This is a genomic window from Clostridioides sp. LIBA-6822 (assembly GCF_056688955.1).
Map to the genome: position 1 here is coordinate 48,097 of NZ_CP196997.1, position 16,544 is coordinate 64,640.

20 protein-coding genes are annotated in these 16,544 nt (G+C 27.2%); 4 read left to right on the top strand and 16 right to left on the bottom strand.

All coding sequences use genetic code 11. From position 1 onward, the window contains the following. Nucleotides 1-65: 65 nt before the first annotated feature. Nucleotides 66-884, bottom strand: coding sequence for a phage antirepressor (locus ACTG48_RS21585; RefSeq protein WP_479918846.1), 819 nt, complete (start codon nucleotides 882-884; stop codon nucleotides 66-68). 262 nt (nucleotides 885-1,146) lie between these two features. Between ACTG48_RS21585 and ACTG48_RS21590 the strand changes: the two genes are divergently transcribed. Beyond that, nucleotides 1,147-1,557, top strand: a complete 411-nt coding sequence (locus tag ACTG48_RS21590) for a helix-turn-helix domain-containing protein (protein WP_479918847.1) — start codon at nucleotides 1,147-1,149, stop codon at nucleotides 1,555-1,557. A 276-nt stretch (nucleotides 1,558-1,833) separates the two neighbouring features. Then, on the top strand, nucleotides 1,834-2,595 hold the full coding sequence (locus tag ACTG48_RS21595) for a helix-turn-helix domain-containing protein (RefSeq protein ID WP_479918848.1): 762 nt from the start codon (nucleotides 1,834-1,836) through the stop codon (nucleotides 2,593-2,595). A gap of 343 nt (nucleotides 2,596-2,938) precedes the next feature. On the opposite strand, the gene ACTG48_RS21600 is transcribed toward ACTG48_RS21595, so the two are convergent. Continuing rightward, nucleotides 2,939-3,676, bottom strand: a complete 738-nt coding sequence (locus tag ACTG48_RS21600) for a zinc ribbon domain-containing protein (protein WP_021383139.1) — start codon at nucleotides 3,674-3,676, stop codon at nucleotides 2,939-2,941. Nucleotides 3,677-3,952: 276 nt separating this feature from the next. On the opposite strand from ACTG48_RS21600, the gene ACTG48_RS21605 reads away from it, so the two are divergent. Then, nucleotides 3,953-4,204 (top strand): hypothetical protein, encoded by a 252-nt coding sequence (locus tag ACTG48_RS21605; protein ID WP_479918849.1) that lies wholly within the window; start codon nucleotides 3,953-3,955, stop codon nucleotides 4,202-4,204. A 58-nt stretch (nucleotides 4,205-4,262) separates the two neighbouring features. Here the strand turns inward: ACTG48_RS21605 and ACTG48_RS21610 are convergent, their stop codons facing one another. From ACTG48_RS21610 to ACTG48_RS21620, 3 genes are all read right to left on the bottom strand, one after another. Beyond that, on the bottom strand, nucleotides 4,263-5,318 hold the full coding sequence (locus ACTG48_RS21610) for a CFI-box-CTERM domain-containing protein (RefSeq protein ID WP_479918850.1): 1,056 nt from the start codon (nucleotides 5,316-5,318) through the stop codon (nucleotides 4,263-4,265). A gap of 194 nt (nucleotides 5,319-5,512) precedes the next feature. After that, a complete protein-coding gene (locus tag ACTG48_RS21615) occupies nucleotides 5,513-5,716 on the bottom strand; it encodes a DUF4236 domain-containing protein (RefSeq protein WP_021383048.1) in 204 nt (67 codons plus the stop codon). 85 nt (nucleotides 5,717-5,801) lie between these two features. Then, nucleotides 5,802-6,839 (bottom strand): YHYH domain-containing protein, encoded by a 1,038-nt coding sequence (locus ACTG48_RS21620; RefSeq protein ID WP_479918851.1) that lies wholly within the window; start codon nucleotides 6,837-6,839, stop codon nucleotides 5,802-5,804. A gap of 842 nt (nucleotides 6,840-7,681) precedes the next feature. Here ACTG48_RS21620 and ACTG48_RS21625 point away from each other — a divergent pair. After that, nucleotides 7,682-8,608, top strand: a complete 927-nt coding sequence (locus tag ACTG48_RS21625) for a hypothetical protein (RefSeq protein ID WP_479918852.1) — start codon at nucleotides 7,682-7,684, stop codon at nucleotides 8,606-8,608. 264 nt (nucleotides 8,609-8,872) lie between these two features. Here ACTG48_RS21625 and ACTG48_RS21630 read toward each other — a convergent pair whose 3' ends face one another. The 11 genes from ACTG48_RS21630 to ACTG48_RS21680 form a co-directional block, all read right to left on the bottom strand. Continuing rightward, entirely contained in the window at nucleotides 8,873-9,307 is a 435-nt protein-coding gene (locus ACTG48_RS21630; RefSeq protein ID WP_479918853.1) for a hypothetical protein, read from the bottom strand. After that, nucleotides 9,308-9,757, bottom strand: coding sequence for a hypothetical protein (locus ACTG48_RS21635; protein WP_479918854.1), 450 nt, complete (start codon nucleotides 9,755-9,757; stop codon nucleotides 9,308-9,310). 13 nt (nucleotides 9,758-9,770) lie between these two features. Continuing rightward, a complete protein-coding gene (locus ACTG48_RS21640; protein WP_479918855.1) occupies nucleotides 9,771-10,574 on the bottom strand; it encodes a phage tail domain-containing protein in 804 nt (267 codons plus the stop codon). 80 nt (nucleotides 10,575-10,654) lie between these two features. After that, nucleotides 10,655-11,470 carry a hypothetical protein gene (locus ACTG48_RS21645; RefSeq protein ID WP_227861671.1) on the bottom strand — a complete coding sequence of 272 codons (816 nt, stop codon included), beginning with the start codon at nucleotides 11,468-11,470 and terminating at the stop codon, nucleotides 10,655-10,657. Between the two features lie 40 nt (nucleotides 11,471-11,510). Next, nucleotides 11,511-12,311: a hypothetical protein gene (locus ACTG48_RS21650; RefSeq protein WP_479918856.1), complete on the bottom strand. Its 801-nt coding sequence runs from the start codon at nucleotides 12,309-12,311 to the stop codon at nucleotides 11,511-11,513. Then, complete coding sequence (locus ACTG48_RS21655) at nucleotides 12,311-12,805, bottom strand: hypothetical protein (protein WP_479918857.1); 495 nt, start codon at nucleotides 12,803-12,805, stop codon at nucleotides 12,311-12,313. The genes ACTG48_RS21650 and ACTG48_RS21655 overlap by 1 nt, the downstream gene beginning before the upstream one ends. A 15-nt stretch (nucleotides 12,806-12,820) precedes the next feature. Beyond that, nucleotides 12,821-13,813, bottom strand: a complete 993-nt coding sequence (locus ACTG48_RS21660) for a hypothetical protein (protein ID WP_479918858.1) — start codon at nucleotides 13,811-13,813, stop codon at nucleotides 12,821-12,823. Beyond that, on the bottom strand, nucleotides 13,806-14,462 hold the full coding sequence (locus ACTG48_RS21665; protein WP_479918859.1) for a hypothetical protein: 657 nt from the start codon (nucleotides 14,460-14,462) through the stop codon (nucleotides 13,806-13,808). Before ACTG48_RS21665 ends, ACTG48_RS21660 begins: the two co-directional genes overlap by 8 nt. After that, nucleotides 14,452-15,021 carry a hypothetical protein gene (locus tag ACTG48_RS21670; RefSeq protein ID WP_479918860.1) on the bottom strand — a complete coding sequence of 190 codons (570 nt, stop codon included), beginning with the start codon at nucleotides 15,019-15,021 and terminating at the stop codon, nucleotides 14,452-14,454. Before ACTG48_RS21670 ends, ACTG48_RS21665 begins: the two co-directional genes overlap by 11 nt. 25 nt (nucleotides 15,022-15,046) lie before the next feature. Then, nucleotides 15,047-16,018 (bottom strand): hypothetical protein, encoded by a 972-nt coding sequence (locus tag ACTG48_RS21675; protein WP_223153125.1) that lies wholly within the window; start codon nucleotides 16,016-16,018, stop codon nucleotides 15,047-15,049. Between the two features lie 67 nt (nucleotides 16,019-16,085). Continuing rightward, nucleotides 16,086-16,544 carry a hypothetical protein gene (locus ACTG48_RS21680; protein WP_479918861.1) on the bottom strand — a complete coding sequence of 153 codons (459 nt, stop codon included), beginning with the start codon at nucleotides 16,542-16,544 and terminating at the stop codon, nucleotides 16,086-16,088.

The window sequence follows — 16,544 nt, forward strand, 5'->3', positions numbered from 1 at the left end:
ATACCCACAACTCCATCATCCAATAAATCAATTAATCTTTTCAATTCATCTCTCATATCATTCACCTAACAAACTTCTTCAAGTTCTATAATAGGTAATACTCCAATAGATTTTAATTTCTTATATATCATCAATCTTCCTTTTTGAGTCCATTTAGTATTCATTTTAATGTCGGGAGTTCCATCAACCTTTACAATATCTATTGTTTCAGAATGAGTATATCCTTTACTTTGATAATCACTATATAATAACCATTGTCCACTCTGTTTGAATTGAATTCCTAATTCATGTAGTTTCTTATTCATAGCTTTACCACTCATTCCATAATCTTTAGCTATCTGAGTTATAGTTACCAATCCTTTATTTCTAAGTATCAAGTCTGTATAATCTGCTTTTGGTTTAAGTTCACCTATGATTTGTTGTTGTTTATTATTTGTTACTTCTAAAGCTTTTCTCTTTTCTCTCTCTTCTTTTAGGTCAGTTGCTAATTTAATAATTGTGTCTGGATTAGATAGTATTTCTTCTATCTTTGTGTCAGTTAGATATGCTCCATGTTTACGAATAGTTGGTATTACATCTGTAGCTAACCATTTTTGAAATTTTAATGCTGCTTCATTTTTAGCTTTCATTCCTAACATATAGAAAAGTGACTCTGGTATGTAATCATCTTTCCCCACAAGTGGAGAAAACCCCATTTCAGTTATAAATCCATTCATTCTTTCCCATTTAGGATATATTTTATTATTTTTTTGTTGATACCATCCAAAACCTATTGCGGTATCTTCAGCATTAATACCTATACTTCCATCTTCGAAGTTTATCGTTCTAACACTTGTACCCAATTGTTCATTTGTGAACACTTCATTTCTTTTTTCATTACTCATACACACATCTCCCTTTTTATTTGAATTTTTATTAAGAGACTGATATAATAAAATTAGTGTTATTGATTATTATATCAATCTAATTAAAGGTTCTACTGCTCGCCAAAGTTTGTAGAATCTTTTTTTGTTTAACACATTTAGTTGTTTAATAACCTCTTTCGTGTGATTAATTTATATCATATATCATTCGTTTTGTGTTGTCAAGATTTAATATATTATATATCACCTTTTTTGTGGTATAATACAAGAAAGGAGTGATATCATGTTTGGAGAAAGATTGAAAGAATTAAGGCTTAAAAAAAAATTAAAACAATCTGAATTAGGTAAAGAGATAGGTATTTCTGCAAGCACAATAGGTATGTATGAACAAGGTAGAAGATTTGCAGACCAATCTACATTAATAAAATTAGCACAATATTTTAATGTTACCACTGATTATCTTTTAGGGTTTTCTGAGACGAACTACTCAGTTAATGCAACTATAGCTGGATTATCATCTATTCGAGAAGATGAAATTATAACTAATGAATCCATAAATGAAACAATAAAATCTAAACAAAAAGATGTTCTTATAAAAAAATTATATTCAGAATCTCAGAAATTAAATAATAATGAATTGGAAGCAATCATTAATATAATTAATATATTTAACAATAAGAAAGAGAATGATTAAAATACATTCTTCTTTTTTATTTCAGCAATTTCACATATTTTTAATATTCAACCTAAAAAAGCATATAAATAGCTCATATCTTCCTCAATATATATCTAAACAAAATCTTTCTATTAACCTAAAGATAATATTATACTTAAAATCAAGACAATACATAATAACATTCATATACTTTTTGTTATCTTAGTTTAGTATAATAGCACTATTTCAAAATGACAACAAAACATATACATTTGTTGTCATATATGCTACACTTATGAAAAAGGAGCTGATAATATGAGTGTTGGAGAAAATATAAAAACATTTAGACTAGATAGAAGAATGACACAAGAACAATTAGCAAAGAAGGCTGGTATATCAAGAGTTGCATTAGGTAATTATGAAAGAGAAGAAAGAACTCCGAGTCTAGATATACTTGAAAAATTAGCTGTAGCTCTAGACACATCTACATATATTATTATAAATTTTAATATTTTAAGTCTAGAAGATATTTATGACATAAAAATAATACAAAATGAATATGTTCCATTAACATCAATGCAAAAAAAGAAAATAAAAAATTCTTTGGAGTCTTACTCCTTAGAAATGAATCTGTACACTATTTGTAATATTTATGATGATTTTTTTACTAAAAATCTGTATATGTCAAGAGCTTTTATGTATACTCTATTAAATAGATTTGAAGAAGCATTAGATGATTATAATAATGCAATTAGTTTAGACCAGAATTTTTCTCAAGCATACTTAAATAGGGGAGAACTTTACAGTTTTCTTGGATTTAAAGATAAAGCAAAGAAAGATTTTAATAAATATAACGAAATACATTTTTTGGATAATAATAAATTTATGGTTGGTAGTAATGAAGAATATGATATAGTAGAAAAGGCTGAAAAGAAGATACACAAACAATTTATTAAGAATAAATTTAAAGATATCCCTTCGTTATCCAATAAAATAAACCTACTAAACGATGATTGCCTAGACTTAATCTCCAGTCTAGTAGATAAGCTAATACAAGATAAAAATAACCTAAAATAAGTATCTCAACAATCAGAGATGCTTATCTTTATTTATAAATATATAAACATAATTATACTTGTCATACTTCTGTCATCATTGAAATTACTAAACAGCAAATAAAATGTTCCTCTCAGGAACACTTGTTTAAATTCCAACACTTTCAGTATAAAAAAACAACCTCTTATGTTCGATTCTAAGCAATTAAGGTAAATATAAGTAATCATTTTCGCAAAGCCTTAAAAACGCATATACGAGGTCACATTTTTCCAATAAAAAAAGATACCTCCTCACAGAAAGTATCTTTTAAAATTTCATTATTAATAAATTTAAGGCACCTATCAATCTAAACCATGCATAAATATTAACTTTTTTCTTTTTGTTTCTCTGATAATGCCTTAATCTTTGCAAATTCACTATTTGATTTTATTATATTTTCTAAAGCCCTATAATTTGATAGAAAGTCATCTGTCTTAGTATTATTACTATCAGAATAATCTACATAACTTCCACTTGGTTCAGTTGCAAAACTATAAAAATTTGTATATGAATTATAAAACTTATCTATTGTTTCTAACATAGTTTTTAAATCATCGCTACCTTCAGGAATATTTTTTAATGTACTATATATTTTTAAAAGCTCATCATCATATGTTTTAGCTTGTGCTATTTCACCACTTTTATCTGCCATTGCTGAAAAAATAGCAGCATCAATATCAGAGCCATGTTTATCATCATAAATATTTTCTTTCCAATATGTCTGAATAGTATCAGAAATATCTTCTAAATTAGCTCCTGCTACATAACTTTTCTCTTGAAAATCTATAATAGTCATCATATATTTTTCTCTTGCCTCTTGTTGTTTTTTTTCTTTAATACTATTATTAGCAAAAATTCCCACTATAACTACCAATATTATACCAGCAAAAATATAAATATATTTTTTATTTATAGGTGCTTTTTTACCTTTTACTTCTTTTTCATCCACACCTTTACCACACTTGGAACAAAAAAGTTGTCCTTCTAATAACTTTTCTCCACATGATGTACAAAATTTAGTACTATCATTTTCCTGCGATACTTTGTTTTCATCTTCACTCATATAAAATCCCCCCCTATAATATCCGTTATAAGCTTACAGTAATTTTACTGTCCCCCAAAGCCTATTCTACCAACACTATAATTATAGCAGGAAAGATGTAGAATTACCTCTATTAATTGTATATATTTGTAAAATCAAGTATTCAAATCATATGCTTTAATTAATTATGATTGTCATACCTCTGTCATCATTAAAATAGCTAACTTATGTTAAAATAATTTCAAATCAATCCTTATTAGTTTATAATAAGTATATAATATAAACTGGAGGTATCTTATGAAAAAGAAATTCTTATCTGATTTATCATTGATGATTTCAGTGATATCAATGATATTAGTAATTTTGGAATTATTAAATATAATTAAAATACCATTAACAATTATAACATTATTATTCATAACTCTATTAAGTATAATGACATGGATAAATTATAAAAATAATAAAAAAATACAAATGTCTATTGAAATTTTAATACTTATCATCTTTATTATTTTTATAATTCATAATTTACTTTTTAATAATCTGTAAAAATATTATATCTTTTAAATAAAAAAGACAATCTTAATTGACTGTCTCTATTAAATCACTATTTATTACTTAATCTATGTACAAATTTATCAAGAATATTTTTTACTAATAGATTTACTTTCTTAGCATCCTTTAACCAATTTGCAATAGGCGGACTTAAAGTATAGTATACTTTTATAGAAATTCTTCCTAACAAATGCTTAGATAAAATATCATCTCTAAATTTTCTTAGTACTAATACTTCTGTTGCGTCATAAGAGCCATATACAGCGGTAGCTATATAACATCCTGTATTTATACTTGGAGCTTCATAATCTGGCTCATATTTTTTTATATCTGATACTGTATCATTGTATAATGCAGAAAGTTCACTAGTTGTTTTCACTCTAATAAAATCTATAATCTCTTGATTCTTATCATAATTAAAACCTTTTACATACTTACGACTCGTATAAAGCTCTGTGATACATTTAAGTAAACTTTTAGCTGAGTCTAAATATATATTTCTTAAACCTTCATCTTCTCCAATTCTATAGTCCTGTAGAAAATTAGCATTATATGAAAACATTTTTTTGCATTCTTCTAAATTATCCCAATATAAACGTATATGCTCTTCAGAAGTTTGATTTGTAAAAAAATATCTTTGAGCATAGTTAAATCTTTCAATTGCAACATTGTATAATTCAGTTGTCATTATACGTTTCTGTCTAAAAAGTCTTTCAGTACTAGGATTAAATTTTACAAATAAATCCCAAGCTTTTTCTATGTAATTTAAACAGATATCTATATTTAAATCATCTAAGTCACAATATCTTATATTTGAAACAGCTTTAAAAAACAAAGAGTTGTAATCATCTGGGTTAGATTCTAGAATTGTACAATAGTAATCATACGCTTGACCCCAATTACCTGAATCATACTCCAATTTAGCTAATTTTGCAAGCTTTCTATATTTATCACTTTTATACATATTAAAATCAGGAGATGATTTTTTTAGATTTATACTTTTTAAATCTATCTTTTCTCCACAGTTTATACAGAAGCAAACTTCTTTAGAATCTTCTGCCATAATGATTTCTTTACATTTAGGACACTTCACTTCCTTTTGACCCATAATATCCCCTCACATTCAATGTTTTATAGTTAATAAAATTATAGCATATATTGACATATTATGTATATTTCACACTTACCATTATTACAGCTATATATTAAATCATTTTTATAAAACTTCATGGGGTCATAAACTATGTAATATCTTTAAAATAAAAAAGACAACCTCAATTGATTGTCTTTTAATACCTATTTCTATTTAGGTTTACGTTTCTTTGTACTAGTTTTTGTATATGATATCCCAGTTCCAGGTATACTCAATGTAGCTGATTTTCTTCCTTTTGAATTAACAGAGACTCTAGCACCTTTAACACCAGCACTTATCCCTACACTTTTCTTTCCTAAATTTAATTTTACTCCACCACCTAAGTTTATGCTTTTTCTAAAATTAAATCCCACAGATACAACCTCCCTTATATATTTCAAATAAATATACTTAAAATTATATTTGTCATATACTTGTCATCATTGATATATCTAGTATCTACATCTTTTTGTGCTTTTTCTTTTTATATACTACTCCAGCAGCTACTGCTACAGTTCCAGCTCCAACACCATATGTAATATTTCTACTTTTCTCTTCTTCTCTTTTTTCTAATCCATCATCATATATACCTTTTAACTTAGTCTCAATAGACTTCATTTCACTTGGTACACTAAAATCTTCTTCATTGTAACCTTGATTATATACACTTTCTTTTACTTTAGGTAGTTTAACTTTACCATTATCATATCCTTCTTTAAACCAATTAGAATATTTAACATTACCTATAGTTGATGTATCAAACTTTTCTCCTTTGATAGCACTCTCAAATCCTTTAGTGTTATAATCATTTTTTAATTGTTCTTGTATTTCATCATAAGCACTATTATAAGCATCTTTAAACTCAGAATCTATGTTTTCTTCAAATGTCATTTTCTCTTTATCTTTATTACTATCCTCTATTCCTTTAGCTTTATATTCTTCTATCTTTTTAGTTTTATATTCATTGTATCCATTCGAATATCCAGTATCATAAGCACTTTTTAAAGCTTCTTTTTCATATTTATTATTAGATTTAACACCTGTAAGTCCTAAATTATATCCAGCCTCTTCAGCTGCCTTTTCTTCTTCTTCTAATTTGGTCTTGCCTATTTCATATCCTTCTGAGTACTTTGATTCATATGTATCACTATAATCTCCACTATAACTTGCTGAACTATAGTTCCCTTTATACCCATCCTCATATCCTTGATTATATCCTTTTTCTCCAACAGATTTCTTTTGCTTTTCTTCATTATTAACCGAAGTTGTTGTTGTTCCAGAGCTACTTCCTACTCCAGTATAAGGACAACCACCATTATTATGTAGATGAGCTGGATAACCACCACAATGATAGTGATAACTTCCTAATCCAGATTTATTCTTATTGTCACGATGGCCTCCAGATGAATCAGTTCTTCCTGAGTGTGCATATGAAAAGCTCCCTATACTAATCATAGTCAAACTCATTATTACAGCTATTAACTTTTTCTTAAACATAATATATTTCCCCCTAAAATATTCTATAATTTTATTATATCAGTCAATATATTATGTTTAAACCGTTTAAATTCGACAAAGATAAAGTTTATTCTACTGGTACACCTAATCCATTCATTGTAGTTTTAAAAACATCTATGTACTATCTCTTGTGCTTTAGCTTTGCTCTCATCATATAATAAGCTTGAGGTCTATATATAGATTATCTTTAGTACTACCATGTTACTATACTCCACCATGTTCAAATCTTTCCATCGGAAAGGCATGTTCTATACTATAAATATCAACAATATTCTTTACTAACAAATTTACTTTCTTGGAACATTTTAACCAATTTGCAACAGTAATGTATTATCTCTTAAATAGCCCTAAAGAACAAAACTTCATAGTTATATAATTTTTTAAAGCATATATCATCTATTTTTTTAGTGTATAAAAACACTTATTTATTAAAGTAATATTTATATATTTTATAGTTGAGAAACCAAATTTAATTATTATAGAATTGAGTAAAATAATTTGTAATTAAAAACTATCTATAGCAAAATATATATGGTATAATTTTTCGTATATATTGTCATGAATATTTTTCAATTATATAACTATTCATGGAATATTAAATTTTCAAAAGTTAATATATTACTTATACTTTTAACTTCTTTTTAAAAAATAGCTATTAAAAAAATAATTATTCATTTCAATTTAATCATATTCAAAATAAACCATCATAACTAATTATAGTTATATATTCTAATGAAAGGAAAATATTACTTAATAAGCTATTACTTAGTTGATTAAGTAATATAGGGAAACATAATATGACTAGTATCAGCAGATATTTTATGTCAAAGATATTTTTTGATATTGATAAGGAAGCAGGTGTTTCTACTTGCGATAATTTAAGTCTAATAGAAAGAACATTACGTGGAGTTAATGGAGATGATTTAAAAGTAAAAGTAGGTTATTTTAGTACAGACTATAACAAAAAGTTAAACAAAATACAAAATAATAGCTTTAAAAGAAACATTTTGTTCGTATCATCATATGGTGATACTTATGGTAATTGTGAATTTTCGTCAATTTTGTCAATGATTTCATGTGCCTGGTTTAATCAAATAAATTGGAAATTTTGCAATCCTGGATTTGATGTCTACTATCTATTTTACAACCAACAAAATTTAAACAAAATAAATTATGATGAGAGAAAGTTTACTGAAGAACTTTATAAAAGTTCAGGTGATTATAGTCTTGTAGTTTCATGCTTAAGCAACATTAACTCTCCTGGTTATACATCAAATTTGAAAGACAAAGATTTCCTTATTGAACTAAAATTAGAGAACATGAATCATGATTTAAAAACTTATGAAGCCATTAAAAATACAGGAATTTATATTCAAAATAAATTTGATTTTGTAAGAGAATTACTTACATTTAGGAAAGTTATTCGAAATGTTAAAGAACAACAAAACTGGACTAACAAGTTCAATTCAACCACAAGTGACATGGCCAAGGATATATTCCAGACTATAGCAAAAGTACCTATAGAGGCAAATTTCTTCAATGTATTTGTTCATGAATTATGCCATGTTGTGGAACTTTATCATAATTGCGGAATGTTGAACCCAGATGATATTGGTAAGGATAAACATGTGGAATTTTCTCATGCTGTAATATTTTTCCCAATTATAGGCCATTATTTGCAAAACTTTCCTGCATTATCATTTACAAATGTAAAAGATTTGATGATAAGTTTTTTGCAAATTATTTAGAATTTTAATATGATTCAAAATATAGAATAATTGAATATATTTTATTTGATTAATCTGTTTGAAGTAATTACCTAAAGTAGATTAGGTTTTGAAAGTATATAAAAGCTGTTGTCTAGTAATTTATTCTACTTTTATAACAGCTTTTTTCTCATATCTGCAATTATTTTTTCTAAATTTTTAGCATTCAAACTTTGCTAATAAGTATCCTATATTCTTTGATAGTCCAATTGTATTTTTCCGCTTATGAAAACAACTCTTCATTAGTTATCCTAAAGGTACGCCTAATTCATTCATTTTAGATTTAAAACACTTTGGTATCTTAGTTCTTACTTTAGCTTCACTTTCACTCATTATATTTGTCTTTGGTCTAAACTTAGGTTCTTCTTTAGTACTACCATGAGTCCAAACACTACCACCTTCAAATCCATACATGGGAAAGAAACTTCCACATTTAAGAGAACTCCACCCACCATTATTTTTTATCTCAGATGTGACAGAACTCGCAGTAATCTCAGCTATTTCAGAAGCATCTAATAAATCTCCTGTTCTTTCATAAATAGTTGGGATAAAACTTCCATAAGCTTGTTTAACTACCTCTTCTTTCATGATTGCTTTCATTTCTTCTCCAACTTCAGGCATAGATGCAGCAATCTTAACTTTAGTATAAGCAACTAACTCATCTAGAGACTTAAATACCATCTAATTCACTACCTTATCTTTGATATTATTCATCTTTTCGATTTCTTCAGTCTCTTTGAGTACTCTATCTTGTAATATATCATTTTTTAACTGACCTAATTTAATCTCAGTATTCATTAGTAAGGATGCAGTTAACTCATTCTCTATTTGACCTATGTGATACATCACAGTTTCTAATTCACTAGATATATTACCATTTATTAAATTTTCTATTTCAATATTTAGTTCTATATTAGTCAACTCATCAACTAACATTTTAAGAATATCTTCTTGAGAAAATGCTAAATCTGGATTTTCCATACCAGCCCATATTTTATTTAATATCTCTTCCTTAGTTTTCTTATCAGGATTTCTAACCTCTATGTACTCCTCTTTACCATTCTCATCTACAATAGGTATAATAGCTCTAACCTCATCTTGCATTAATTTATCTACTTGTATCTTATTCATATCTATCTCTCCCTTATTTTATTATTGGATATTTACACTTAATAGAAACTTTACAGTTTCCAGTAAATTTCAATATATTTACACCTCTTCTTAACCTAATCCACTTTCTATTAACAATATTAAATCTATTCTCTCCATTGTCATTTAAAACAGTATAGTACAAATTATCTATCGTTATTTTCTCATTTAATTCTAATCCACTTATAACTAGACTATCTTCTTCATTATCACTGATAGTAGAATTTCTAATAGTTATATCTCCATCTTTCAAACACTCAATATCAATTACTGGGGCATATTCTTCATCTGCATTAGATACATTATTTAGTTTAATTTCCCTTGTATCTTTAACAGTTATTGATTTTTGGAAATTTCTATATGCATAATTCGTATAGGGCTGAAACTCTATTTCCAATACACCTTTTTTATCTTTTGTATACTTTTTTGTTATCTTTCTTGCCTTCAAATAATAAATTTCTTCTATATTGTCAAAGGATATAAATGGTTTAAATTCTCTCTGCCAAAACCAATTACATATATTCTCTAAAGTATAATCATCCCACTCATAAGCCTCTCCATGTTCACTACACAAACAGAATTGTAATGTTATTGGTTCAATAGTAGTTTCATCCTCCGAGTAACAAGGATTCTTATTAAAAGTATTATCAGATTTAATTGCTTCTTCATAAGGTAACCCATATTCATTTAAAATATCATCATCACCCAATGTAACCAACTTGATGTTCATAGATTCGCTTGAGATATTATCAAATAAAAACTTATCATCTAAAAATACCAATTTATCACCTTCTTTCATTTTTTTAAGTTCAAATCCGATTAAAATTATATTTAAACGTAAAAAAATAACCCCTACTCAATAAAGAGTAGGGCAATTCACTATTTCTTAGATTTAACATCACTTTCATCTATTAATTCAGCACCTAACATAGAGGCCATTCTAATAGGGCTAACATCTTCATTTCCAACAAATGCAAATGTTACATATTCTTTATTTTCATCTGGTAAAACATCTAGTGTCATATTAAATCCAGATGGATTTTCAGCAGTAAGATTTAACTCTATACTTCTTTGTGCTTTTGCATTTGGAATAGTCATATATAATACCATATATTCACCATCAGCAGTTTTAGCCATAACATCTGCCTCTACTACATAGTTTGGAGCAGTAGATTCTTCTTTTATTTTTATAACTTTTGCTTTTGGTAACTCTTCTAAATAAAATACTGCTACCTTATCTCCTGCATTAAAATCAGCAGTAGATATTGTTATCTCCGTATTAGAACCTGTTACAGTTGAAGTAAATTGTAATTTCTTAACTAAAGATATACCATCTTTTTCAACACTATATACAGATATACTATTAGTGACTGGTTTTACATTTTCTAAAGTAACTTTCTTAGTAGCATCAGAAGTTAATAATTTTCTTTTACCAACCTTAGCAGATTCTTCAACCATATCAGAAGCTAATAGCATTGCCAGTTGTGGCATTTGTATTACCTCTTGCTCAAGTGCTAAACTACAAGTCACGCTCCCATCAAAGGCAATGGCATTCGCACCTTTCGCTTTAGCATAAACTGATTCTGAATCCAATTTAAAGTTAAAAGCATTTAAATCTGCTGTATAAAAAAGTGGTTCTCCAGTTGTTTTATTTTTTACTATTATATTACTTGCATCTTTTATCGCAAATCTCATTATTTCATCATCCTCTCATTTTTACATAAAAATAACACTGCTATTTAACAGTGCTAGTTTGTATTTTTATTTCTTTAGACCAATGTTTCATCTTATCTGCTCCAATTTGGTATTTAAAAGACCATGCATAACCTAAGTTTTCATTATAATTCTTAAATTGAATTTTAGTCTTATAAATATTAATCAGTTGCCAATAAGTCATTTTTAATATTTCATTTATATGAATATGCCCATCTATATTTTGAACTATATTTATATAATCACATAAATGATATGCTTCTTTTTCTCTTTTTTTTCTTTCCTTTTCTTTGAAGTGTTCAATTAACTTTCTTTCTCTCTCAGAACCAGTATTTTCAATCCATTTATCTTCATCATCTTGGAAGCTTTTTTTATCAATACAAAACATTTCTAAAATTAAATCTGATACTAGTCCAAAATCTTCTCTGCTTATAAAAGCATTTTTCTTTTTATCCTCTGATTTAATTAAAATACCTATTTTAATATTATTCATATACTCAATATTTCTAATGTCAGTTTTATATAATATAGATAAAGATTTTTTTATTTTATCACTAAGTAATTCAACTTTCTCAGAAGAGTTTTTCCTTGATGTTAACATCATTAAATCTAAGATGGGTATAGCATCATACTTACATTTTAGTTCAAATGATTCCTCGTTACATAGCTGAGAATAACTCTTCTCAAGTATTAGAAACGGGTTGACCAGCTCTAAATTAGCCATATCTGAATTAATAAGCTCTTCAATAGTAGGTTGATATATAGTTCCTAGTGTTTCACCTAGTTTAATTGGAAGTCCTGTAATATAGTAATTTTCTAACATTACATATCACCAAAACTTTCAGCAGATACAGTTATTACAAATCCATTATAATCAGTACTTAAATTATACATTTGATATACATTTTCTAACTTAATCTTACCTATACCAGCTATTTCCTCATTTTGAGTTATTATATCGACTATGCAACACATCAACGCAACATCTCTTAGGCCATTTGCCGTATCTTGGCATTCATCATGACAGACAACACCAATTTCTATCTTTGTTTTTTTAACTGTCCTACTTCCCTCAGAACATGGTCTATACTCTGACATAATTATGAAAACTGATATATCTGCTTCTTTTAATACTTTTTCCACTCTTCTATTTAGAAATACCTTCTTGTTTCTAAGCTCTTTAACTGGGTTTTTTATATCAGGCATGGATAGAATATCTTTTTGGCATTCATCATTATAAATCATAAATTTAGCGAAGTCTTGATTTGACATTAGAGTTGTTCCAATATTTGAAATTAACTTGTTAGGGAAATCCATATAAACTAATAATATCTACCCCCTTAGCATTATCTTTTTAGTATCTATTATTTCATTTGTATCTTTATCTTTAGCTAATAGCAGTACTTCTAAGCCAGAATATTTAGCTAGTGTGTTAGATTGTAAGACGCACAATTTCTCATCTTGATTAATTATGTTACAATAGTTATACTGCTTCTCTAAGAGCCACTCAACACCTTGAGCATGGTCTATAGTGTATTCATTTTCTTCGCCTAGATTAATAAATTCTTCACCCATAATCTTACTAAATGGGATAATTACATTATCATTTTCAGATAACTCATTATAAGCAATATTATTTATTGTATCATCTTTTGAAATTAAAGCATCTTGTAAACATATAGCTTTAATAAGTCCATCTGAGCCTGTTTCTCTGCCATTATACTCAAAGTCATTTACCGATGTAACTCTAAATACAGTTTTACCAGTTAACATTATTCTAGTGTCAATATCTATAGTTTTAGTTATATGATTACTTCCAAAATAAAGTTGTCTTTTTGTATCTGCTACAGATGTATATTTATTATCTGCCATACCATCAGAATATAAAGTTAAGTTTTCTACTGAGAGAGGAATTTTATATGTCTGACCTTTATACTTATAATTAAAGAATTGATTACATCTTTTTATTATAAAATGCTTATATGTATCCATTTCTTTATGTTCTTTAAATATAGTCAGCCAGTAACAATTATCATAAAAAAGATAACAACCTACATCTACATTTAAATCCGATTCAACTAATAGATTTTTTTCATCTAGTGACCTTTTATCATTATTAGTTATATCATTAATTGCAACTATAGATCTTTTAGTATCTTCTGTTATACAAACTTCATCTATATCAGTTATAGGTACTTCAATACAGGTTGGTGTTTCTTTTAAATATTTCTTAAAGCTTAATCTAAGTTGTAATATTCTTTTTTCTTTAGGAGTTGAGCATCCTAGTCCAATTCTTTTTTTATAATTACTAATATAGCTATTCAATTTTATCCCAACCTTTAAAACCTTTATATACATATCTTGTCTTGTATTTGGCAAGTTGCTCTCTAATTTGAACTTCTAACAAACAAAGCTTTGCTAACATATTAGCACCAGACTTAGTATTATAATCTGAGTCAGTTAACATCTGTTTTAAATTTTCTTCTCTAAGAATCTTAGGTTGAAGCCACCAAATCATCATTCCATAAGCTAATATAATTATTTCATCTAAATCAAGGTCTGAAACTATTTCACCTAAATATTTACTCTTAAATAAAATTTCTTCCTCTGTTTCTGTTTCAAAGGTTATTACACAATTTTCTTCTTTAAATTCTATAGTATAATCTCTATTGATTTCGTATTCTTTATTTGTAGATTTACCAATCAAATAAATATCATAATTTTTATTAATTTGATTAAAAACATATTCTGACTGGTCAATTGGAATTGTAATACATGATTCTTCTTGTCCCATTATAGATAAATCTTTTTTACATTCAAAAAAATCAAATGTAGCCTTTTGAAGATATGAATACATCATATCCTCAATTATTTCTTCTTCAAGTAATAACATCTCTTCATCATTTATTAGAGAAAGAAATTGCTTATATATCTCTTTTATTGGTGTAGCCATAACATCACCTTTAATCTTCAAATAAACTTTGTAAACCTAGTCTAGTAGCTATTAAACGTTCCTTATAATGAGAATCAAACTTACCCTTTTTGTATAATTCGATTACTCTTGAGCCTAAACACTCTATTAGTCCATAGTTAGCTTTTTCAACTATATTTACAAATCTATCATTATCTAATTTTAATAATATATAATTTATGTAGTCTAAATCATACCCACCTAAACCTTCGTAAACATCTTTTAAACTTAAATACTCCAATATATCCTCAACAGTATAATCATCACTATCAACATCCACTATAGTTATAAGATAGTTTTCAAAATAACCTCTATGTTTGTTTGATATTTCATATAAGTCGGATAGTATAATAAATATCTTTTCTCCTACTTTATTCATTTCAAAGACTAATCTTTCATCTCTATCTCTATATAAAACTGTTCCAGTATCTAAGTTCATTATCTCTACTTCTATTTCATCTTTGAGTTTCCTCAGTTCATTTCTTAATTGTTTATATGTTTTTTTAGAAGTTTTTATTTGTTCAACTTCCTCTGAAACATCTTTTTTTGTCTTAGCAGCCATAAAAAAATCTCCCTTCTAAATAATATTATTGTATTTTATACATTCCAAATTTAGAAGCCACAACAACACCTAAATGCATTTTTCTTGACATGAACATCTCTATTTGTTGGTCATCTCTAGCTATTCCATCAGTATTTTCTATTATCATTGTGTCACCTTCAAATCCTAATTTAATTATCTTTTCATCATTTGGTATAACATATAAAATATTATTGCTTAATGCCCATTTATCTCTTTCAGCATCATAATAGTTAGGTAATTCTATTACAGGTGTTCCACTAAAGTTTTTAACATATCCAAAATTTCTTTTGTCATCTTTATCTAAGTCAGCTCCAACACCTTCTATATTTCCTACTGCTTCTGGAGTTCCATATATAGCAACAGATTGTCCAGTAGCACCTTTTACTTTATTAACTATTTTCTTTAAGTCCTTATCTGAATAAGCAGCACTAGTTTTTAAATTAGTATGCACAGATGCGTAAGCCCCTTCCATAGTAGATGCTATTGCCTCTGCTATATGATGTTGGAATGTAGAAGATACTCTGTCTACCATTTCAGACCAATCTATTCTTCCAGCTATAAATCTATCAAACTCTTCATATATAGCTATTGCTAATTTAAATGCAGATGTAGGGACTTTTTTACCTAATAGTCTTTGTCTTCTTGTACTATTTTTACCTTCAGCTATATTTGCAATTCTTAATAAGTCAGTATTTTTAACTGTAAATTCTTTTTTATTGCCTAAATCAAAGTTTTCTACATCACAAAAATCTGAAAAGGCTTCTTCAGTTAATCTATTTACTTTATCAGTTATTGTTTCAGATAATATTTGGAATATCTTATATTTATTTTCAAAGAATGTATATTGTCCCCATTTACCTCCACATATATCTATTATTTCTTTTCTTAATGCATCCTCACACTGAGCATAATTTTTTACTTTTCCGTTTAATATATCATTTGATAAATCTTTTAATGCTATTATATCTATAGCCATCTTTTTTCCACCTTTCTTTAGTCATTTTTCATTTTTAAAAAACTGTCTCCAGCTCATCTATTTGTTATTACATAAAAGATACATATACTGATTCTTGTCCATTGAAACTATATAATTCTTCAACTTTTGCAACTACTGCACCTGTAGTTTTCTTTGTAAACTTATATGTATCTGCTTTAAGTTCTAATTCATCTCCAACGGCTACTACACCATCAAAATGTTTTTTAGCTAAAGTCATACATAATCCCTTATGAGGTAATCTAACTCTATCTATTTCACTTGCTTTTAATTCATAATCTCTTTCATCTAATCTTTCATCATATTGAAGTGCAACACTGTCTAAAATTCCAAATCTGCATCCTTCTGATAACTTTTCTATTTTATAACAATCATTTCCTAGCTCTGAATCGACTAAGCCACCTAATGCAACTATTGCACCATTTTCTAGTACATCACTTCCATTCTTTGCTGTTACAACATCTGGGTACTTGTCTATATCACAATTTAATATCGCTTTATCTGCCAT